Annotated in this window: 23 protein-coding genes; 7 read left to right on the top strand and 16 right to left on the bottom strand. The window is 51.8% G+C overall.

Going from position 1 to position 21511, the window contains the following annotated elements; translation table 11 throughout:
- Positions 1 to 14 precede the first annotated feature (14 nt).
- From H2P46_RS10520 to tatE, 6 genes are all read left to right on the top strand, one after another.
- Positions 15 to 980, top strand: a complete 966-nt coding sequence (locus H2P46_RS10520; protein WP_193405036.1) for a substrate-binding domain-containing protein — start codon at positions 15 to 17, stop codon at positions 978 to 980.
- 2 nt (positions 981 to 982) lie between these two features.
- Complete coding sequence (locus H2P46_RS10525) at positions 983 to 1777, top strand: deaminated glutathione amidase (RefSeq protein WP_193405251.1); 795 nt, start codon at positions 983 to 985, stop codon at positions 1775 to 1777.
- 18 nt (positions 1778 to 1795) lie between these two features.
- A complete protein-coding gene (locus tag H2P46_RS10530; protein ID WP_193405252.1) occupies positions 1796 to 2683 on the top strand; it encodes a transporter substrate-binding domain-containing protein in 888 nt (295 codons plus the stop codon).
- The gene (locus H2P46_RS10535) at positions 2680 to 3633 is read left to right on the top strand and encodes an amino acid ABC transporter permease (RefSeq protein ID WP_193405037.1); all 954 of its coding nucleotides are present in this window, start codon (positions 2680 to 2682) and stop codon (positions 3631 to 3633) included. The genes H2P46_RS10530 and H2P46_RS10535 overlap by 4 nt, the downstream gene beginning before the upstream one ends.
- Positions 3630 to 4406 (top strand): amino acid ABC transporter ATP-binding protein, encoded by a 777-nt coding sequence (locus tag H2P46_RS10540; RefSeq protein WP_238938983.1) that lies wholly within the window; start codon positions 3630 to 3632, stop codon positions 4404 to 4406. Before H2P46_RS10535 ends, H2P46_RS10540 begins: the two co-directional genes overlap by 4 nt.
- Positions 4407 to 4525: 119 nt before the next feature.
- Positions 4526 to 4729 carry a twin-arginine translocase subunit TatE gene (tatE, locus tag H2P46_RS10545; RefSeq protein ID WP_193405038.1) on the top strand — a complete coding sequence of 68 codons (204 nt, stop codon included), beginning with the start codon at positions 4526 to 4528 and terminating at the stop codon, positions 4727 to 4729.
- 298 nt (positions 4730 to 5027) lie between these two features.
- On the opposite strand, the gene lipA is transcribed toward tatE, so the two are convergent.
- The 13 genes from lipA to leuS form a co-directional block, all read right to left on the bottom strand.
- Positions 5028 to 5993, bottom strand: a complete 966-nt coding sequence (gene lipA / locus H2P46_RS10550) for a lipoyl synthase (protein WP_193405039.1) — start codon at positions 5991 to 5993, stop codon at positions 5028 to 5030.
- 170 nt (positions 5994 to 6163) lie between these two features.
- Entirely contained in the window at positions 6164 to 6823 is a 660-nt protein-coding gene (lipB, locus tag H2P46_RS10555; RefSeq protein WP_193405040.1) for a lipoyl(octanoyl) transferase LipB, read from the bottom strand.
- Positions 6824 to 6904: 81 nt separating this feature from the next.
- Positions 6905 to 7168: a DUF493 family protein YbeD gene (ybeD, locus tag H2P46_RS10560; protein ID WP_193405041.1), complete on the bottom strand. Its 264-nt coding sequence runs from the start codon at positions 7166 to 7168 to the stop codon at positions 6905 to 6907.
- 100 nt (positions 7169 to 7268) lie between these two features.
- Positions 7269 to 8480, bottom strand: coding sequence for a D-alanyl-D-alanine carboxypeptidase DacA (gene dacA / locus H2P46_RS10565; RefSeq protein WP_193405254.1), 1212 nt, complete (start codon positions 8478 to 8480; stop codon positions 7269 to 7271).
- Between the two features lie 127 nt (positions 8481 to 8607).
- Positions 8608 to 9690, bottom strand: coding sequence for an endolytic peptidoglycan transglycosylase RlpA (gene rlpA / locus H2P46_RS10570; protein WP_193405042.1), 1083 nt, complete (start codon positions 9688 to 9690; stop codon positions 8608 to 8610).
- 10 nt (positions 9691 to 9700) lie between these two features.
- A complete protein-coding gene (gene mrdB, locus H2P46_RS10575; protein WP_193405255.1) occupies positions 9701 to 10813 on the bottom strand; it encodes a peptidoglycan glycosyltransferase MrdB in 1113 nt (370 codons plus the stop codon).
- A gap of 9 nt (positions 10814 to 10822) precedes the next feature.
- Entirely contained in the window at positions 10823 to 12727 is a 1905-nt protein-coding gene (mrdA, locus tag H2P46_RS10580) for a peptidoglycan DD-transpeptidase MrdA (protein ID WP_193405043.1), read from the bottom strand.
- Between the two features lie 34 nt (positions 12728 to 12761).
- Complete coding sequence (gene rlmH / locus H2P46_RS10585) at positions 12762 to 13232, bottom strand: 23S rRNA (pseudouridine(1915)-N(3))-methyltransferase RlmH (protein ID WP_193405044.1); 471 nt, start codon at positions 13230 to 13232, stop codon at positions 12762 to 12764.
- A gap of 3 nt (positions 13233 to 13235) precedes the next feature.
- Positions 13236 to 13553: a ribosome silencing factor gene (gene rsfS, locus H2P46_RS10590; protein WP_193405045.1), complete on the bottom strand. Its 318-nt coding sequence runs from the start codon at positions 13551 to 13553 to the stop codon at positions 13236 to 13238.
- 135 nt (positions 13554 to 13688) lie between these two features.
- Positions 13689 to 14333 (bottom strand): nicotinate-nucleotide adenylyltransferase, encoded by a 645-nt coding sequence (nadD, locus tag H2P46_RS10595; RefSeq protein ID WP_193405046.1) that lies wholly within the window; start codon positions 14331 to 14333, stop codon positions 13689 to 13691.
- Entirely contained in the window at positions 14326 to 15357 is a 1032-nt protein-coding gene (holA, locus tag H2P46_RS10600) for a DNA polymerase III subunit delta (protein WP_193405047.1), read from the bottom strand. Before holA ends, nadD begins: the two co-directional genes overlap by 8 nt.
- Positions 15354 to 15953 (bottom strand): LPS assembly lipoprotein LptE, encoded by a 600-nt coding sequence (gene lptE / locus H2P46_RS10605; protein WP_193405048.1) that lies wholly within the window; start codon positions 15951 to 15953, stop codon positions 15354 to 15356. The genes holA and lptE overlap by 4 nt, the downstream gene beginning before the upstream one ends.
- Positions 15954 to 15967: 14 nt before the next feature.
- Positions 15968 to 18550: a leucine--tRNA ligase gene (gene leuS / locus H2P46_RS10610; protein WP_193405049.1), complete on the bottom strand. Its 2583-nt coding sequence runs from the start codon at positions 18548 to 18550 to the stop codon at positions 15968 to 15970.
- A gap of 223 nt (positions 18551 to 18773) precedes the next feature.
- Here leuS and H2P46_RS10615 point away from each other — a divergent pair, with 223 nt between their 5' ends.
- Positions 18774 to 19256 carry a zinc ribbon-containing protein gene (locus H2P46_RS10615; protein WP_193405050.1) on the top strand — a complete coding sequence of 161 codons (483 nt, stop codon included), beginning with the start codon at positions 18774 to 18776 and terminating at the stop codon, positions 19254 to 19256.
- 31 nt (positions 19257 to 19287) lie between these two features.
- Here the strand turns inward: H2P46_RS10615 and H2P46_RS10620 are convergent, their stop codons facing one another.
- From H2P46_RS10620 to H2P46_RS10630, 3 genes are read right to left on the bottom strand one after another with little or no spacing between them, the layout of a single operon-like run.
- On the bottom strand, positions 19288 to 20013 hold the full coding sequence (locus H2P46_RS10620; protein WP_193405051.1) for an amino acid ABC transporter ATP-binding protein: 726 nt from the start codon (positions 20011 to 20013) through the stop codon (positions 19288 to 19290).
- Complete coding sequence (gene gltK / locus H2P46_RS10625) at positions 20014 to 20691, bottom strand: glutamate/aspartate ABC transporter permease GltK (protein WP_193405052.1); 678 nt, start codon at positions 20689 to 20691, stop codon at positions 20014 to 20016. It abuts the gene before it with no gap.
- Positions 20691 to 21431, bottom strand: a complete 741-nt coding sequence (locus H2P46_RS10630) for an amino acid ABC transporter permease (protein WP_193405053.1) — start codon at positions 21429 to 21431, stop codon at positions 20691 to 20693. The genes gltK and H2P46_RS10630 overlap by 1 nt, the downstream gene beginning before the upstream one ends.
- Positions 21432 to 21511: the final 80 nt, after the last annotated feature.

Below are 21511 nucleotides of genomic sequence, written 5' to 3' on the forward strand. Positions count from 1 at the left end.
CGGGAGACGAGAAAATGGCAAAGCTTACCATCAGACTGGCGGTACGTGACTGGGACTATTTTACGCCGCTAGCGCTCGGTGACATCAAGCCTGAAAGGTTTGAACTGAAAATCGACCGCGTCGGTACGTTAGTTAATGACATTGCTACCAGCAATGAATATGACGCAGGTGAAGTCTCTTTCAGCCGTTACGCACAGAGCCGGGCGAAGGGGGATGAGTCGCTGCTTGGTTTGCCACATTTTCTGATGCGTGGCTTTCGCCAGCGCTGCATTTTCACTACCCTCGACAGCCCTTTGTCCTCGCCTGCACAGCTAAAAGGAAAAAAGATTGGCGTGACCGGCTGGCAGGATTCGGGCAACACCTGGACACGAACCGTGTTACGCGAAGCCGGTGTAGAAATTGATGATGCTTACTGGTTTGCAGGCCGTCTGACAGCCGATCATCCGATAGTTGATCGGCTGGCGGGTTTTGGTCGCCCTGGCCGTATTGAACCAGCGCCGGATGAGCGTCCGCTCATTGACTTACTGAAAGCGGGCGAACTGGATGCTGTTTTTACGCCGTTTATGCCAGAAGGTTTTTTCCTGCCGGAATCCGGCTTACGCCAGCTGCAAACGGATTTCTATCAGGCTGAGCTGGATTACTTTAAACGCGTGGGATATGTGCCGGGCATTCATATTTTGGCGATGAAACCCGCGCTGGCTGAAAAACATCCCGGACTGCCACACGCGTTAAGCAAAATCATCGATCGGTCTTATCAGCTCTGGATGCAAAAACGTGAGAAATATGCCGATACCACCCCATGGTTACTGGACGATTTGCGACGCACCGCGCAGGAATTACCGGCCAACTGGAATGAAAACGGTTTTAACGTTAACAAGAAGATGATTGCAGACTTTGCTAATGAGCTGTTTCAACAAGGTTTAACCAAAACATTACTGACGCCGGAAGCAATTTTTCCGCTGGCAGGACAGGGGGAATGATGATGAAAGTTGCGATGGGACAATTTGCGGTCAGCCGTGAATGGCAGGAAAACGCCACTATTTGTCTGGATTTAATGGCGCGGGCCCAGGCAGGCGGCGCGCACCTGCTGGTGTTGCCAGAAGGTGTACTGGCGCGTGATATTGCCGATCCTGATCTGGTTCTGAAAGCGGCGCAGCCGCTGGATGGTCCGTTTTTAACGCAGCTGCTGGCGGCCAGCAAAGGTAACGATCTCACCACGATGATGAGCGTCCATGTGCCGACTGAAGCGCAGAAGGCGCTGAACGTTCTGATCGCCATCCGTAACGGTGAAATTATTGCCGCTTACGAAAAACTGCATCTTTATGATGCTTTTGCCATGCAAGAGTCCCAGCGGGTGAATCCCGGTCATGTTGTTCCCCCCCTGGTCGATGTGGCAGGAATGAAAGTGGGTTTGATGACATGTTACGACGTGCGTTTTCCGGAACTGGCGCGTCGACTGGTGCTGGATGGCGCCGATGTGCTGGTTTTGCCTGCTGCCTGGGTTAAAGGACCATTAAAAGAGAGCCACTGGGAGCTGTTAACCACCGCACGTGCGCTGGAAAACACCTGCTACATGGTGGCTGTCGGTGAATGTGGCCCGCGCAATATTGGCAACAGTCTGGTGATTGATCCGCTCGGCGTAGCGATAGCAAAAGCGCCGGAATCGGGTGCATTAGTGTTTGCCGATCTCGATCCACAACGGATTGCTTATGCTCGTCGCGTTTTACCGGTTCTTGAAAACCGCCGTTTTGCTCGACCTGAATTGAAATCACACTGACAGCATTGGGGAAAATACATAATGAAGATAGCGACTGCAATTACGCTGGCTTTGGGGCTGACTGCAACTTTAGCCCACGCTGCTGATGTCATCCCGACGCAGAAGGTTGATCAGGCGCTGCACGATCGCCTGCCTGACGATATTAAGAAAGCAGGAAAAATGATTTCGGTGAACAACGGATCGTTTCCGCCTTATGAAATCGTTAATGGTCCGCATTCAATGGATGGGGCATCCGCTGACCTAACCCTCGCCCTGAGCCAGCTGCTGGGCGTGAAAATCGAGCATGCGACGGTGAGCGGTTTGTCGGGCGTATTGGCGGGCATCAATTCGGGTCGCTATCAGTTAGCCATTGGCCCGGTGGGCGATTATCCCGATCGCCAGAAGAAGGTCGACTTTGTCGATTTCGTCCAGGAATTTGTGGTTTTTGGCGTGCAAAAAGGCAATCCGGCTAAAATTAATGGACTGAAAGATACCTGCGGCAAGCGTATTGCGGTGATGGCAGCAGGCTCCGCCGAGCAGGTTATTCGTAAGCAGTCCGCCGCCTGTACCGCCGCCGGTAAACCCGCAGTAACGGTGCAGTCGTTTACCGATCAGCCTTCTTCTATTCTGGCGGTGCGTTCTAAACGTTCAGACGCTTTCTTCTCCTCACAGGCGCCGCTTACCTATTTTGTTGAACAAGCGCATGGTCAGCTTGAACTCGCTGGCAAAGGCCAAAAAAACGGTTTCGGCGATATTTTTCAGGGTACGGTCGTGCCGAAAAATTCACAGCTGGGCAAAGTGGTACTGGATGGCTACAAGGAGCTGTATCAAAACGGCACATATGCAGCGATCATGAAAAAGTGGAAACTGGACGGCAATATGATTGACGCGCCAGGCTTCAATCTGGCGAAAGGGGCGGCTCAATGAGTTTACACACCAACGATTCGCGAGCCACGGACAAGGCCGACGTGCAACAGCGCGACGTGGCTTTCGCCCACAGCGCGCCCTCTTATGGACGCTGGGTTTCATGGATTGTGGTGCAGGTTATTGCCGCTAACCTGTTGTGGTTGGTGGCAACCAATCCTAATTTTGGATGGAAAGTGGTGCTGCAGTGGTTCACTGAAGCCTCGGTATTGAAAGGGTTGCGGGTAACGCTGGGGCTGACCGTGGTGTCAATGATCCTCGGCACGCTATTGGGCTTGCTGCTGGCGGTCTGGCGTTTATCTGAGAACAGGTTACTGAGTGGTATTTCAGCTTTATATATTTGGTTTTTCCGGGGCACACCGCTGCTGGTACAGCTGATTTTCTGGTACAACCTGTCGACGCTTTTTCCAACCCTGTCGATTACCGTGCCGTGGACCGACATCACGTTTGCCAGCTGGAATACTAACGATCTTATTACCCCACTGACCGCAGCGATTGCTGGTTTGGCGCTGAACGAAGCGGCATATATGGCGGAAGTTATTCGTGCCGGTTTGCTATCGGTAGACAATGGCCAGATAGAAACGACTCAGGCCTTTGGTATGAGCAGAACGCGTGCGTTACGCCGCATTATTATTCCGCAGGCAATGCGTGCAATCATTCCGCCAACGGGTAACCAGTTAATTAGTATGATCAAAGCCACCTCGCTGGTGAGCGTGATTGCGATGGGCGATCTGCTTTATTCCGTGCAGGCAGTCTATAACCGTACCTTTGAAATCATCCCAATGTTAATGGTGGCGGTTATCTGGTATCTGCTTATTACTTCGATACTGAATGTCGGCCAGTCAGCAATCGAACGTTATTATGCGCGTGGTACAAAGCGTGTGGTGGTGGCTGCCAAACGTACTGCCACGCCAATGTCAAATGCGTCGCTGGTGCAAAAGGAGGATGTATGAGTTCTGATGCTGTTCAGCCTTTGGTACGCGCGCGTAACGTGCAGAAAAGCTATGGCGATAATGAAGTGCTCAAAGGCATTGATCTTGACGTTTATCCGGGCGAAGTGGTGGTTATCCTCGGGCCATCAGGCTCGGGGAAGTCAACTTTTTTGCGCTGTATCAACCACCTTGAAGATATGAATGCCGGCTCAATAATGGTGGATGATCAGCAGATTGGTTATGAGCTTAAGCGCAACGTACTGCATCGCTTGTCGCCTCGTAAAATCGCTCATCAGCGACAGAAAATTGGCATGGTGTTTCAGCAATTCAACCTTTATCCGCATATGACGGTACTGCAAAACATTATTGAAGCGCCGATTGGCGTGCATAAGTTCTCGCGTCAGGCCGCGCTGGCGCATGCTAAAGCCTTGCTGGCCACCGTTGGGTTAAGCGATAAAGCCGATGCCTGGCCGCGCCATCTTTCGGGTGGGCAGCAGCAGCGCGTCGCGATTGCCCGTGCCTTAGCCATCAAGCCTACGTTAATGTTATTTGACGAGCCGACATCAGCTCTGGACCCGGAATTAATCGGTGAAGTACTGGCCACCATGCGTACGCTAGCCGATCAGGGCTTAACCATGATTGTCGTGACGCATGAAATTAGTTTTGCCCGCGAAGCGGCAGATCGCGTGGTGTTTATGGATGGTGGTGTGGTAGTGGAGCAGGGGACACCTGAAGAGGTCATTGTAAATCCACAACACCCGCGAACACAGGCGTTTCTGAGTCGTTTTATCTGAATTGTAGAGAGCAGCGCGTGGCTCAGCGATCTTACCCTGTTACAGATTGTAGTTGAGGCCAGTACAAAACTGCGCGTAAATAATACTCACCGTTTTTTGTTAAGGTTGAAAAATTAATTATGGAAGGTATCAGTATTGCCAAATTGCTGATTATCGGTGCGCTCATCGTACTGCTCTTTGGCACCAATAAGTTACGTTCACTGGGTGGCGATCTGGGCTCCGCAATCAAAGGCTTCAAAAAAGCCATGAAAGATGATGAATCCAGCGCAACCAGGAATACGGCTGAAGAGAGTCCAGCAGAACGCGTATCACATAAAGAATAATTTATTGTCAGCTGACAATAAATGTTACTTTTTGTTTCTGTAAGAATGATAAAAAACCAGGCTGCAAGCAGTCTGGTTTTTGTTTATATGCCGACTGCCAGCCTGGCGTTTTTCCACCCATAATGTCGTTACTGGCAGCCCCTCTATATATCTCTGACAGATTTCTCCAGCTCTGTTTTTATGCTGTTAACCTGCGGGTGATGCGCTCCACCAAGGAGGTGGATGGGCTGTTAAAGGTGATGTTGCCGATTAACCGGGGTGAATTAAGGTCGCGTTGGACGACACGACCTGGACAGCGTTATTTGACTTCCAGACCTTTGGCCTGCATATCTGCGTGATAAGACGAGCGAACAAAAGGACCGCATGCGGCATGGGTAAAGCCCATGGCCAATGCTTCTTCTTTCATCTCATCAAATTCAGCCGGACTGACGTAGCGCTGAACCGGCAAGTGATGGCGGCTCGGCTGTAAATACTGACCCAGGGTCAGCATAGTGACACCATGACGGCGTAAATCACGCATCACTTCAATAATTTCGGCATTCGTTTCACCTAAGCCGACCATCAAACCCGATTTAGTCGGCACGCCTGGATGCGCTTCTTTAAAACGTTCCAGCAGTTTTAATGACCAGTCGTAATTTGCACCAGGACGAACCTGACGGTAAACGCGCGGTACGTTTTCCAGATTATGGTTGAACACGTCCGGTGGTGTAGCGGTGAGGATCTCCAGGGCCCGATCCATACGGCCACGGAAGTCGGGCACCAGCGTTTCAATTTTAATGGTTGGATTCTTTTCACGAATTGCTGCAATGCAATCAGCAAAATGCTGAGCGCCGCCATCACGCAGATCGTCGCGGTCAACCGACGTAATCACGACATAGCGCAGCGCCATATCAGCAATAGTTTGCGCCAGTTTGCCTGGTTCATTTGCATCTGGTGCATTTGGGCGGCCATGAGCAACATCGCAGAATGGACAGCGGCGAGTACAGATTGCACCCAGGATCATAAAGGTTGCAGTACCGTGGTTAAAACATTCGGCAAGATTAGGACAGGACGCCTCTTCACAGACCGAGTGCAACCCGTTTTTACGCATTGCCGCTTTGATGCCCTGGATACGACTGGAATCCGCAGGCAACTTGATTTTCATCCATTCCGGCTTACGCAACATCTCTTGCCGTTCGGTGGTCACGGTTTTCACCGGGATCAACGCCATCTTATCTGCGTCACGATATTTGACGCCGCGTTCCATCTGAATTGGTTTACTCATAAAATCTGCAGGTTCCGGTCGGATTGCGATTTGAAAGCGCTTTCATAAAACGTAAAAGGGAAGCTTTCAACTTTATTTGAAAAAAGTGCAAAAATTATATCATTTCATTGGCAATGAAGCAGCCATCCTGAAGGCAGAAACGTTACATATTTGTAAAGTCGCATTCACAGTTAACTCAGCGCAGGGTCTTTTTGCGCCAGCCACTCCACATTTTGATAGTTCAGCTGACGTGCAAATGCCGCGACCAGCAAAGGCTGGACATCATTAACGCTGATCGCATGCTGGAAATGTTGTAGCTGCGTCATGCGCATGCCAGCATAACCACAGGGATTGATACGCAGGAAAGGGGATAAGTCCATTGCGACATTAAGCGCCAGACCGTGAAACGAACAGCCTTTACGAATTCGCAGCCCAAGTGAGCAAATTTTATCGTCACCCACATAGACACCCGGCGCGTCTGCGCGCGCGCGCGCTTCAACGCCAAAGTGAGCCAGCGTTGTCATTACCGTTTCTTCTAAAGCTGTGACCAACTGCCGCACGCCAAGCTTACGTCGCTTCACATCAATAAGCACATACATCACTTGCTGGCCGGGGCCGTGATAAGTGACCTGACCGCCGCGATCGCTTTGCACCACTGGAATATCGCCAGGCAACAAAACGTGTTCAGCTTTGCCTGCCTGACCCTGGGTAAATACCGGATAATGCTCCACCAGCCAAATCTCGTCGCGACTGTTGCCGTCACGGTGATCGGTATAATGGTGCATAGCTTCTGATGTGAATTGCCAGTTGCGTAAACCTAACTGGCGAACAAGAAGAGTTTCAACTGACACAACAGGGGTCCGTTAAAGGGTGAGAAGCAGATTATAACGTCGGCAAAGCGTAAGACCAACTCCCTTTACCGACGCTGGTAGTTACAGCACCATACGCACGATCTCGATTTTGCCCAGCTCTTCGTACAGGGTTTCAACCTGCTCGATATGGGTAGCGGTAATCGTAATATTAACGGAGTGATAATTGCCCTTGCTGCTCGGCTTCACTTCTGGCGAGTAGTCGCCGGGCGCATGACGTTGCACCACTTCAACCACTTGATCAACCAGCTCCGGTTGTGCCAGACCCATTACTTTGTAGGTAAACGGGGTAGGAAATTCGAGCAGTTCATTCAGTTTGGTTTTCATATTAACTCCGGTGCATAAAAAACGGGCTCCCGCCTGAGCGGGAGCATCATAATAACGTGTTATGGGGGCGCTGTGGCGATTTTTCAATCGCCCGCAGGGATTAGCCGAACCAGTGATGGAACATCAGCTTGATGTAGTCAACGATGCGGCTAAAGAAGCCCCCTTCAGAAACTTCGTTCAGTACCACCAGCGGTCGTTGATCGATGGTTTTGCCGTCCAGCTGGAAATTAATGCTGCCGACAACCTGATTTTTCTTCAGCGGGGCATGCAATTCCGTATTGTTCAAAACATAGCTGGCTTTTAAATCTTTCATCCGTCCGCGCGGTATCGTCAGATAAGCATCTTTATCGACGCCTAGCTGTACGCGATCGCTGTTACCAAACCAGACCGGCTCAGAGGCAAATTCTTTACCGGCTTTCAGCGGTGCCACAGTTTCAAAGAAGCGGAAACCCCAGGTCAGCAATTTTTTGCTTTCGGTTTCGCGGCCTTTATAGGTATGCCCCCCCATCACGGCTGATATCAAACGCATCTGACCTTCGGTGGCAGACGCCACCAGATTATAGCCCGCGGCGTTAGTATGACCGGTTTTGATACCGTCAACGTTCAGGTTGGTATCCCAAAGCAGCCCATTACGGTTCATCTGACGAATATTATTAAAGGTGAACTCTTTTTCTTTATAAACCGCGTATTCATCCGGCACGTCGCGGATCAGCGCCTGGCCAATCAGCGCCATATCACGCGCAGAGCTGTATTGACCTTCGGCATCCAGGCCGTGAACCGTCTGGAAATGAGTGTTTTTCAGGCCAATGGCTTTCACATAGTTATTCATCAGATTGACGAATGCATCCTGGCTGCCAGCAACGTAATCGGCCATCGCTACACAGGCGTCGTTACCTGATTGCAGTACGATACCGCGCGTCAGCTGTGAAACCGGTACGCGATCGCCGGGCTTCAGGAACATCAGGGAAGAGCCTTTAAATACGGGGTTGCCGGTTGCCCAGGCATCCTGTCCCACCGTAACAATATCGTCCTGATGGATTTTTCCGGCTTTGACCGCTTGTCCAATCACATAGCTGGTCATCATTTTGGTCAGGCTGGCGGGATCGCGACGAGCATCCGCATTCTTCTCCGCCAGCACCTTACCTGAATGGTAATCGATAAGCACATAAGCTTCGGCATCAATGTCCGGCACGCCCGGAATCATGGTTTTAAGATTAACATCATCAGCAATAGCAGCATGGCTGAGAGAAAAAGCGATCAGTGAGCCCACTGTCAGGCGTTTCAGCAAACGAGATGTTTTCAGCGTGTTCATGTGTAGGACTACAACATCCATGGGTTTAAGGTTTAAAAAGGTAACTCATCATAACAAATGCCTGATTTACAGGCATCTGGCTTAATGAATGGGTTGTTAGCAGACGTAACGTCCAATGTGACTTACATCACATTTCATGCCGTGCGCTGGTAATAAAAGACGCAATCTGGCCTTCATTATTCAGGCGCTGTTGCAGTGCAACAGCTTCAGCGCGAGTTTTATAACCGCCAAGCTGGACGCGATAAACGTTACCCGCGGCTTCAACGGCACCCGGCACGCCAAAGCGCTGGCTTAAACTTTTTTGCATTTGTTGCGCTCGTCCCGGATCGTTCAGTGCGCCGACCTGCACGACATAACCTGCCACTGAATGTGTGCTGTTACTGGACGAAGCAGGTGCGCTGACAGCAGGAGAGGCGGCAACCATCGCTGGAGCAGGTTGTGGTTCGCTGCTTTCCAGTACGCCGTTCGCTAATGGCTGCGGCGCACCAAGAAATCCGCTGCTTTTTATCGGTGCGCCCATCGTGTCGCTGCTTTGCAGCGTGTTGTTGCTGATGGCATCCACATTCTGCGATGCGGGAGCGGTTTGCGCTGCGCTACTGCCGTTCATCACTGCCCCTCCGCTTAGGTCTGGGCGTGGTGGCAGCGAGTAGCTTTGCTTCGCGACAACGGTTCCAATGGTGCCGGGACCAGAAAGCGTGCCATCTGGGGCAACATTAATAAAATCGACACGTACCCGGCTATTGTTAGAAATATTAAGGCGATCGCCCGTAGCACGCGACAGGTCAATAATTCGACCCGGCGTATAAGGGCCACGATCGTTAACCCGAACGACAATCTGGCGACCGTTTGCCAGATTTGTGACGCGTACATAGCATGGCAGCGGCAGTGTGGGGTGCGCGGCGGTTAATGCATCGGGATCATAACTTTCACCGGTTGCGGTACGATTGCCAGCTTCGTCGCCATACCAGGCGGCCAGACCGACTTCACTGTAATTCGACGGATCTTTATTAATGTGATACGTCTTGCCATTCACGCTGTAATCCTGACTGGTTCCCGGATTAACAGGTTCGTAACGCGGCTCAACGCCAGGGATTTCCACTACCGGGCCAGTATAAGCCGGTTGCGGCGGCGCGGTATTTTGCGGTTCCGGGGTGGAACAGGCAGCCAGAATGAGTGATGCCAGTGCAACGCCAAGCCAGTCCTTACGCATGAGCAGCCTCTTAAACACTTTTAGATAACATTTTTCGGTGAGTGTGGATCGACATCACAATGCCGAATCCCGCCATAAGCACAATCAGCGCTGAACCGCCATAACTGACCAGCGGCAACGGAACGCCAACCACCGGTAAGATCCCACTAACCATGCCAATATTAACGAAAACATAAACGAAAAAAATCAGCATTAAACCGCCCGCCATTACGCGACCAAACGTGGTTTGCGCGCGCGCTGCCACAATCAAACCGCGCATGATTAACAGCAAATAAAGTACCAGTAATACCAGCACGCCGACCAGGCCAAGCTCCTCTGCCAGTACCGCAAAGATAAAGTCGGTATGCCGCTCAGGTAAGAACTCCAGTTGTGACTGCGTACCTTGCAGCCAGCCTTTACCGCGCAGGCCACCGGAACCAATGGCAATCTTGGACTGGATGATGTGGTAGCCCGCACCGAGCGGATCGCTTTCAGGATCAAGCAGCATCATGACACGGTCACGCTGATAATCGTGCATCAGAAAAAACCACAACACCGGAATAAACGCCGCCACCAAGAGCACCGCCACGCCGATCAGTTTCCAGCTCATCCCCGACAAAAACAGGACAAACAAGCCAGAGGCGGCAATCAGGATTGAGGTCCCGAGGTCAGGCTGGGCCGCCACTAACAGCGTGGGCACAAAAATCAGGATCAGAGCAATGCCGGTATTTTTCAGCGTTGGCGGACAAACATCACGATTGATAAAGCGCGCCACCATCAGCGGCACGGCAATCTTTGCGATCTCCGAAGGCTGGAAGCGTACAATGCCTAAATCCAGCCAGCGTTGCGCGCCTTTACTGATTTGGCCAAAGGCATCGACCGCAATCAATAAGATGACGCAGATAATATAAAGATAGGGCGCCCAGCCTTCATAAACGCGTGGCGGCACCTGTGCCATGACGATCATGATCACCAGACCCATCAAAATCTGGCCGATTTTACGCTCCATCATGCCAGGGTCCTGGCCGCTGGCGCTCCATATCACAATGGCACTGTAGGCCAGCAGACCTAAAATGATGAGCATAAACAGCGGATCAATATGGATTCGGGTCCAGATCGATCTTTTCTGTGGGCTATCGTTCATGGACATGAATTATTCACCTTCATAGCCGGGCGGCGTTGATGCCGCATCCGGCAGGACAGTATTGTTATCGCCTAACATAATATGATCCAGAATCTGGCGCATCACGGTACCGACGGCCGGGCCGGCGCCACCGTTTTCCAGAATCATTGTGACGGCAACACGCGGTTTGTCGTAAGGAGCAAACGCAGTCATCAGTTTATGGTCACGCAGGCGCTCGGCAATTTTATGCGCATTATAGGTTTCGTTCTCTTTCAAGCCGAACACCTGGGCAGTACCGGATTTAGCCGCGATTTTATAGGGTGCATCGGCGAAGCTTTTGTGTGCAGTGCCGTTCGGGCGATTTGCCACGCCGTACATGCCATCTTTGGCAATTTCCCAGTAACCAGAATGAATATCGCCAACCGGGGCCGACGGCGGCTGGCGATAGGGAATAAGCGTGCGTCCTTCGCGCGTTGCGCGCAGCAGATGCGGCACCTTGATTACGCCATCGTTAATCAGAATCATCATCGCTTTGTTCATCTGCAGCGGCGTCGCTGTCCAGTAACCCTGACCGATACCGACCGGAATGGTATCACCCTGATACCACGGTTTTTTAAAGCGCTTAAGTTTCCATTCGCGTGTCGGCATATTACCGGCGCTTTCCTGTGGCAGATCGATGCCGGTGCGATGACCGTAACCAAACTTGTTCATCCATTCGGAAAGGCGGTCAATGCCCATGTCATAGGCGACCTGATAGAAAAAGGTATCAGCAGATTCCTCCAGCGATTTGGTGACATTGAGACGGCCATGCCCCCATTTTTTCCAGTCACGATAGCGTTTTTCGGAGCCGGGAAGCTGCCACCAGCCGGGATCAAACAGACTGGTATTGCGATTAATCACGCCAGCACTTAAGGCTGAAACGGCGACATAGGGCTTAACCGTTGATGCCGGAGGATAAGAAGCCTGAATTGCACGGTTATAAAGCGGACGGTTTTCATTGCTTAATAAGCCACGATAATCTTTGCTGGAAATCCCCTCGACAAACAAATTAGGGTCATAACTTGGCGTGGACACCATGGCCAGAATTTCACCGGTACGGGGATCGCTAACGACTACCGCCGCGCGGCTGCCAGTCAGCAGCGTTTCGATATATTGTTGCAGCTTGAGATCGATAGTGAGATAGATGTCGCGGCCGGCCTGCGGAGACTGTTCATGCAGCTGACGAATGACCCGGCCGCGGTTATTTACCTCGACCTCTTCATAACCGGTTTTACCGTGCAGCAGGTCTTCGTAGAAATTCTCGATGCCAAGTTTGCCAATATCGTGTGTCGCCGCATAGTTTGGCCATTTTTCTTCTTTATCAAGGCGCGCCACGTCGCGATCGTTAATTTTCGACACGTAACCCACCACGTGAGTCAGGGTCTGGCCGAACGGGTAATAGCGCCGCTGATAACCTTTTACTTCAACGCCAGGAAAACGGTATTGATTCACGGCGAAACGTGCAACCTGAATGTCATTCAGGCCGGTTTTCACCGGAATGGACGTGAAGCGACGCGAACGCTTGCGCTCTTTTTCAAAGGCATCGAGATCTTCATCACTGAGATCGAGTATCGGACGTAAATTCTGTAACGTCTGTTTGAGGTCATCGACTTTTTCTGGCACCAGCTCGGCCTGATAAATGGTGCGATTGAGCGCCAGCGGCGTGCCGTTACGGTCATAGATAATGCCGCGGCTCGGCGCAACGGGCACCAGCTTGATACGGTTCTGGTTAGATCGCGTGCTGTAATCATCGAAACGTAAAATTTGCAGATGGTAAAGGTTGACCACCAGCACGGAGGAGAGCACTAAAATACCGACGAAAGCGATTAACGCCCGGCGGACAAAGAGTTTTTGTTCGGCGCTGTAATCGCGAAAGGCGTTGCTTTGTAATTTCATCCGCTACTTGTAATGTCTGATGTGGGCTTATCGGTCATTCACGATGATAAGGATGATTTGCCGTAATGCTCCATGCACGATAAAGACTCTCCGCAACCAGCACGCGCACCAGCGGATGGGGGAGCGTTAATGCTGAAAGCGACCAACGCTGTTCTGCCGCAGCTTTACAGGCCGGAGCCAGGCCTTCAGGGCCGCCAATCAGCAGGCTGACATCACGCCCGTCCTGCTTCCAGCGCTCCAGCTGCTGTGCCAGTTGCGGCGTTTCCCAGGAATGGCCGGGAATATCCAGCGTAACAATACGGTTGCCTTTGCCAACAGCCGCTAACATTGCTTCGCCTTCCTTTTCGAGGATGCGTTTGATGTCGGCATTTTTCCCACGTTTACCCGCCTGAACTTCAGTCAGTTCCAGCGGCATATCTTTGGGAAAACGACGCAGGTATTCCAGAAAACCGGACTGCACCCAGTCGGGCATTTTGGTGCCAACGGCAACGAGCTGCAGTTTCACTCGTTAGCTCCAGAGTTTTTCCAGTTCATATAACTGACGACTCTCTTCCTGCATCACATGCACGATAACTTCACCGAGATCAACGATAACCCAGTCGGCCGCATTTTTGCCTTCTACTGCCAGCGGCATCAGGCCCGCAGACTTAGATTCCTGCGCAACGTGATCGGCAATCGACGATACGTGGCGCGTCGATGTACCGGTGCAGATAATCATACAATCGGTGATGCTGGACTTGCCCTGCACGTCAAGTGCGACAATATCCTGGCCTTTAAGATCATCAATCTTATCAATAACGAACTCTTGGAGTGCTTTACCTTGCAAAAGGTTCCCCTTAAAACTGGTGATGGTGGGCTGACTAAAAGCCCGAATAGTGCACTGATTAACTGGTTCACTGACGAAATTGTGCGCAGAAAAAGTGCAGCCAAAAATCAAGCGGCGCAGTATAGCATGACGAGATCAGTCGCGATATAAGCCAGCGTGGTCGATATAGGCGATAACGGCAGCAGGTAATAAATCATCGCAGGGCTGATTCTGATGGCGCCGTTGGCGAATCTCAGTAGCAGAAATATCATACAAAGGCGTTTCTGCCAGCCAGATGCAGCCCGCGCTCCGCTGATGCAATTGCCGCACGTCATGGGTGAGGTGCTGCTCCAGCCAGCGCTGCATTTCTGGAGAATCCATGTTCGCTGCGTAGCCGGGACGTTTGCATACCAGCAGATGACATAACGATAACAACGCCTGCCAGCGGTGCCATTTCGCTACGGTCAGCAAAGAGTCCTGGCCGATAATAAATCCCAGCGGCTGCTGGTTGCCACGTTCGGCACGCAGGGCTTCCAGCGTCGTCACGGTCCACGATGGCGTGTCGCGTTGCAGTTCACGGGTATCAATCTCAAACAGCGGCTGCTGTTTGATCGCGCAGCGCAGCATATCCACGCGTTGCGCGGCACTGGCTTCTGGCTGAGGCCGGTGCGGCGGAACATTATTAGGTAATAAAGTAACGCGCTTTAATTCCACCTGCTGTGCCAGCGCTTCGACCGGACGGAGATGACCATAATGGATCGGATCGAAAGTGCCGCCAAACAGCGCGTGTAACTCAGACATACGCAAAACTCGCTGGAAAAGCACGGTGACAAATCAGCAACGACAGGGTCTCCAGCTGTGGCCAAACCGGTTGGCCGTAATCCTGTTTTAAGGTTAGCTCAATCTGCGTCAGCAGATGAATGGCGCGCTGTAAACGGGCCGCATCCAGCCGTTGTAATGCCTCGGTAAAAAGAGCCCGGCGGTTTTGCCAGATGCGTTGTTGATCCATCAGGCTACGCAGCGACTGTTGCGCCTGGTGGCGTTGCAGGTGCAGCAGAGTCAGTAAGTCGCGTTGCAGCGTGCGTAATAAAATCACGACTTCGCTGCCCTCTTTTTCCAGCTGATGCAGGATATGCAGCGCACGGCGACTTTTGCCCGCAAGCAAGGCATCCACCCAATGAAAAGGCGTAAAGTGAGCGGCATCGCTCACCGCTTCTTCCACACGTGGCAAGGTTAATTTACCGTCCGGCCACTGAAGTGATAAACGCTCCAGCGCTTGTACCAGTGCCAGTAAATTCCCTTCATAACAATAACAGAGTAGTTGGACGGCAGCGTCATCAATGCTGAGCTGCATGGCTTTCGCGCGACTGGCTACCCAACGCGGCAGCTGTGCCTGCTCGGGCGTCTGGCAAGGAACCAACACGCCATGCGCTGACAACGCCTTAAACCAGGCGCTGTTTTCCTGAGCTTTAGTCAGTTTTGCCAGACGACAAATAAGTAAAATATCGGCATGCAGCAGACCGGAAAGCTTAAGCAACTGCTCAGCCATTGCTGCGTTTGGGCCGTTTTCGGAAAACTGCAACGTGAGGGTTTGCCGTTGTGCAAACAGACTGAGCGCCTGGCAACTAGCGAACAGGCTTTCCCAGTCGGTTTGTGCATCCAGGGTGAAACTGAAGTGTTCTTCAAAGCCTTGCGCATTTGCCGTCGCGCGGATGGCATCGGCGCTCTCTTGCAACAGCAAGGGTTCATTACCCGCTAATAAATAGCAGGCGCGCAGCCCCTCACGAAGCTGCGCGTTGAGTTGTTCAGGATAAATCCTGATCATTGCAAACTGGTAGCAGAAGAAGAGGGCGCTTCCGCTGAGCCTTCACCCGGTACCGGAATAGACGATGCAGGTAATGTCTCTTTGTTGTTCAGCTGCGCAGCATGCACGGTCAGCAGTTTACGCACCAGCTGCTCGGCAGCTCGTTGGCGCATCTCCTGAATGATCATGTCCTGCTCGGCATCTTTTGCCAGCGCCGCATTTGGGTTATCGAAGAAGGAACGATAAACCGTGGTGCTGATTGGATAGATACCTTTACCAGGCAACAGAACCTGCGCGGTTACCGTCATCACCAGCTGATATTCTGCGGTAGTCCCGCTGATAAATACTGATGCGGTGTCACGACCTTGTCTTTCACCACCAAGGCGCAGTGTTGGAATATCGGTGCGGTTTTGCCTGGTATCTTCAACGAGGTTGACGTTGTTGAGACGCAGCTGCTGACGCACCGTACGTGCCAGCGGGCCATAGGGATCGCCAGAATTAACAATCAGCGTTTTCAGCTCCGCTGGCACCTGGGTGGTGCCGCGTGGGTGAAAACCACAGCCAGCGATGATCAACACCGCGAGCGTGACAAACAGCCTGATAATTGGATGTCGCACAGTTCCTCCTGAACTTAACCTACGACCAGGTTAAGCAGTTTGCCCGGTACATAAATCACTTTACGAATGGTAACGCCATCCAGATATTTCGCCACCAGATGTTCTTGCGCAGCGCGTGCCTGGACTTGCTCTTGGGTTGCGTCGGCTGGAACGGTGATTTTACCGCGCACTTTGCCGTTAACCTGAACTACCACTAACAACGAATCCTCAACCATTGCCGCTTCATCGGCTTCTGGCCAAACCGCATCGTCAATGTTGCCGTTACCCCCCAATGACTGCCACAGGATATAGCAGGCATGTGGAGTGAACGGATAGAGCAGACGCGTTACCGCCAACAGCGCTTCCTGCATCAGAGCGCGATCCTGTTCGCCTTCCTGCGGCGCGCGCGTCAGCTTATTCATCAACTCCATGATCGCAGCGATAGCCGTATTGAAGGTCTGACGACGCCCAACATCATCGGTCACTTTAGCAATGGTTTTGTGTAAATCGCGACGCAATGCTTTCTGATCATCGTCAAGTTGCGCGACGTCCAGCGCTACGGTAGCGCCTTTTTGCGTATGGTCAAACACCAGTTTCCATACGCGCTTCAGGAAGCGGTTAGCCCCTTCAACGCCCGATTCCTGCCATTCCAGCGTCATTTCGGCCGGCGAAGCAAACATCATAAACAGACGCACGGTATCCGCACCGTAACGTTCCACCATCAGCTGCGGATCAATGCCGTTGTTTTTCGACTTCGACATTTTGCTCATGCCTGCGTAGATCACCTCGTGGCCCTGATTGTCGACAGCTTTGGTAATGCGGCCTTTCTCGTCGCGCTCAACCGTCACATCAACGGGAGAAACCCAGTGGCGCTCGCCGTTTGCACCGACATAATAAAACGCATCGGCTAATACCATGCCCTGGCACAGCAAACGTTTGGCGGGTTCACTGGAGTTTACCAGTCCCGCATCACGCAACAGCTTATGATAGAAGCGGAAATACAGCAGGTGCATGATGGCGTGTTCGATACCCCCTACATACTGATCGACAGGCAACCAATAGTTCGCTGCCGCCGGGTCCAGCATCCCTTCGTTATAGTTAGCGCAGGTATAACGTGCGTAGTACCACGACGACTCCATGAAAGTATCGAACGTGTCGGTTTCACGCCGCGCGGGTTGACCATTAACCGTGGTTTTTGCCCAATCAGGATCGGCTTTAATCGGGCTGGTGATGCCATCCATCACGACGTCTTCCGGCAGGATAACCGGTAACTGATCTTCTGGTGTCGGCATCACGGTACCGTCTTCCAGCGTCACCATGGGGATAGGCGCGCCCCAGTAGCGTTGACGAGACACGCCCCAGTCGCGCAGACGGTAATTGATTTTACGCACGCCAACGCCTTTCGCCGCTAAAGCCTCCGCGATAGCGTTAAAGCCGGTTGCGTGGTCCATGCCACTGAATTCACCTGAATTAAACAGCGTGCCTTTATCGGTCATCGCCGCAACGCTGACATCGGGCTCGCTGCCATCAAGGTTCAGGATAACCGGCTTAACAGGTAAATGGTATTTAGTAGCAAATTCCCAGTCGCGCTGATCGTGGCCTGGCACTGCCATAACCGCGCCGGTGCCGTATTCCATCAGAACAAAGTTAGCGACCCATACCGGAATTAACTCGCCGGTCAGCGGATGAATAGCAGACAGGCCGGTAGCCATGCCTTTTTTCTCCATCGTCGCCATATCGGCTTCCGCCACTTTGGTGTTGCGGCATTCGGCGATAAAGTCAGCGAGGGCAGGATTATTTACTGCTGCCTGGGTGGCTAAAGGGTGGCCGGCAGCCACAGCGACATACGTGGTACCGAGAAAGGTATCAGGGCGCGTGGTGTAAACAGTGACTTTTTCTTCGCTATGGGCGACGTCAAAAGTGATTTCTACCCCTTCTGAGCGGCCAATCCAGTTACGCTGCATGGTTTTGACCTGCTCTGGCCACTCTTCCAGCGTATCTAAATCGTTGAGTAATTCCTCAGCGTAATCGGTGATTTTCACAAACCACTGAGGAATTTCTTTACGCTCAACCCTGGTATCACAGCGCCAGCAGCAGCCATCAATGACCTGCTCGTTCGCCAGTACGGTTTGGTCGTGCGGACACCAGTTCACTGCAGACGTTTTTTTATAAACCAGCCCTTTCTCGTATAGCCTGGTGAAAAACCACTGCTCCCAGCGATAGTATTCCGGCTGACAAGTTGCTAATTCGCGGCTCCAGTCATAGCCAAAACCCAGCAGTTTTAGCTGGTTTTTCATATAGGCGATATTGTCGTAAGTCCATGGCGCGGGTGCAGTATTATTTTTTACCGCAGCGCCTTCAGCAGGCAAACCAAATGCATCCCAGCCAATCGGCTGTAAAACATTTTTGCCGAGCATACGCTGATAACGCGCGATTACGTCGCCGATGGTGTAGTTACGAACGTGTCCCATATGTAGGCGGCCAGAAGGATAGGGCAACATGGAGAGGCAATAGTATTTTTCTTTACCTTCCTGCTCTGTCACTTTGAACGTTTCGTTTTCATCCCAGTGTTGCTGCACGCGGGATTCAATCTCTTCCGGGCGGTATTGCTCTTGCATGGCTGCCTGTGGTCCTTAATGAATATCACTTTGCTGACTTTAAGATCCGCATAGCATACCCATAAGGCTGCGTATCAACAATACCTCCCCGCCTTAGCTGGCGCGATTTCTCCATAAAGCGCCTGAGTCTTCACTCTTTTGCAATTCGTCTTTCAGACGACACGGCAAATATGACAAAACGACTAAACTTAATGCAGGCATTGAGCACAGAAAGGAGAATTAAATGAACAAAGTGGCTCAGGAATATCGGGAGTCGTTGGCGGTTTTGACCGATCGACTTCGCCACGGCGATCGTGACATTGATGGCTTAGTTGCCGCACGGCGCCGCCAGTTGCTTGCCAGCAGCAATCTTAGCGCAGGCGAAGTTGATCAGGCGCTGCTCTCAGTCCGGCGCGATTTAGAGGAGTTTGCGCGCAGTTATGCGGAAATTGAACAACCACTAAACGACTCCGTTTTCATGAGGATTATCCGTGAAAGCGTCTGGAAAGAGCTGGCCGATATTACCGACAAAAGCCAGCTGGAATGGCGGGAAGTTTTTCAGGATCTGCACCACCATGGCGTATATCAAAGCGGGGAAGTGGTAGGGTTAGGTAATCTGGTGTGTGAAAAGTGCCATTTTACCCGCGCTATTTACACGCCGGAAACCCTGTCACGCTGCCCGGAGTGCGGGCACGATCAGTTTCAGCGACAGCCTTTTGAACCCTGAATGTAACCAGCGGGCCAGTGGCCCGCCTTTTTTAGTGCAGGATTTTAGCGAGGAAGTCTTTAGCGCGATCGGATTGCGGATTATTAAAGAAATCATCCTTATTGGAGTCTTCAATGATCTTACCTTCATCCATAAAGATAACGCGATTCGCTACTTTGCGGGCAAAGCCCATTTCATGAGTGACTACCATCATGGTCATGCCTTCCTGCGCCAGTTCGACCATAACGTCCAGCACTTCGTTGATCATTTCCGGATCAAGCGCTGAGGTGGGCTCATCAAACAGCATGGCGATCGGGTCCATACAGAGCGCACGGGCAATCGCCACGCGCTGTTGCTGTCCGCCCGACAGCTGGCCTGGAAACTTCTGAGCATGCGCGGACAGACCAACACGCGTTAACAGCTTTAATCCCTTATCACGCGCTGCAGCTTTGTCGCGCTTCAGCACTTTCACCTGCGCCAGCACCAAATTGTCAATAATACTGAGATGAGGAAAAAGTTCGAAATGCTGGAACACCATGCCCACCTGACTGCGTAGCGTCGCCAGGTTGGTTTTCTTGTTATTCACTTCAGTACCGCTGACGGTAATGCTGCCTTGCTGGATTGGCTCCAGGCCATTAACGGTTTTGATCAAAGTTGATTTACCCGAGCCGGATGGCCCGCATACCACCACGACTTCACCGGTTTTAACTTCGGTTGTGCAGTCGGTCAGTACCTGAAAATGACCATACCACTTAGAAACGTTTTTCAGGTTAATCATTTAAACCGTCCTTTTTCTTTTTAGATAACTGACTAACAGCGAAGCGCTCAGACTGATAACAAAGTAAACCAGACCAGCAAACAGAATCATTTCCACCTGGGTGCCGTCGCGTTCACCAATGGTGGATGCGGTACGGAAGAAGTCAGCCAGACTTAAGACATATACCAGTGAGGTATCCTGGAACAGCACAATGCCTTGTGTTAGTAATAACGGCACCATAGCGCGAAACGCCTGCGGCAGAATTACCAGACGCATTGCCTGCCATTGCGTCATACCCAGTGCCAGCGCGGCATTTGCCTGCCCGCGTGCGATGCTGATAATCCCGGCGCGGATGATTTCTGAATAGTAAGCCGCTTCAAACAGTGCGAACGCCACCATGGCTGAAATCAGGCGAATATCCGTTTTTGGCGAAATCCCCAGCACCTGCTGTAAAAAGCTCGGGACCACCAGATAAAACCACAGCAGCACCATCACCAACGGCACTGAGCGGAACAGGTTGACGTAGAGTTTGGCGAACCAGCTAATGGGTTTAAAAGATGACAGACGCATTACCGCCAGTAACGTGCCCCAGATAATGCCGAAGATTATCGCCGTGATGGTGATTTTGAAGGTAATGACCAAACCACTCATCAGGTAAGGCAGGCTGGGAGGAATAGAACTCCAGTCAAAATCGTACATTATTTTCCTCCCACGTTGCCCGGTAGACGGACTTTGCGTTCCAGCAGACTCATCAACAGCATAATGACCACATTAATTGCGACGTAAGCCAGCGTGATGGCCGTGAAGGATTCATAAGCATGTGCAGAATAATCGAGCAGCTTGCCCGCCTGGGCGGCCATATCCACCAGACCGATAGTCGAGGCAATGGCTGAATTCTTCACCAGGTTAAGCATTTCTGAAGTCATCGGTGGCACAACCACGCGATAGGCATTCGGCAGCAAGACATAACGATAAGTTTGCGGCAGCGTTAAACCCATCGCCAGGCCGGCATTTTTTTGTCTGGTTGGCATCGACTGAATCGCAGCACGTACCTGCTCGCAAATTCGGGCAGCGGTAAACAGGCCAAGGCAGATAACAGAAGAGATAAAGAACTGAATGTTCGGGGCCAGTTCAGCTTTAAACCACATTCCGAGATTTTCACCAACCAGTTCTGGTGCCACCAGATACCAGAAGAAGAACTGGACAATGAGCGGAATATTACGAAACAGCTCCACGTAACAGGTGCCAATCGTCGATAACAGACGATTAGGGACGGTACGCAGAATGCCAAAGAATGATCCTACACAGAAGGCAATAATCCAGGCGCAACAGGAGACGGCAATCGTCACCTGAAAACCGGACCACAGCCAGCCAAGATAGGTGGTGTTACCGAACGGGGCTTGTTCAAGAAAGATGCCCCAGTTCCAATCGATACCCATAAACAGCTCCGGTAAAAAAGGGTAGCTAAGCTACCCTGAAGATTGATGAACGGCTTTTGTTGCCTGTTTCAGGGGAACGA

The sequence above is a fragment of the Mixta mediterraneensis genome, from assembly GCF_014946725.1.
Lineage (GTDB): Bacteria > Pseudomonadota > Gammaproteobacteria > Enterobacterales > Enterobacteriaceae > Pantoea > Pantoea mediterraneensis.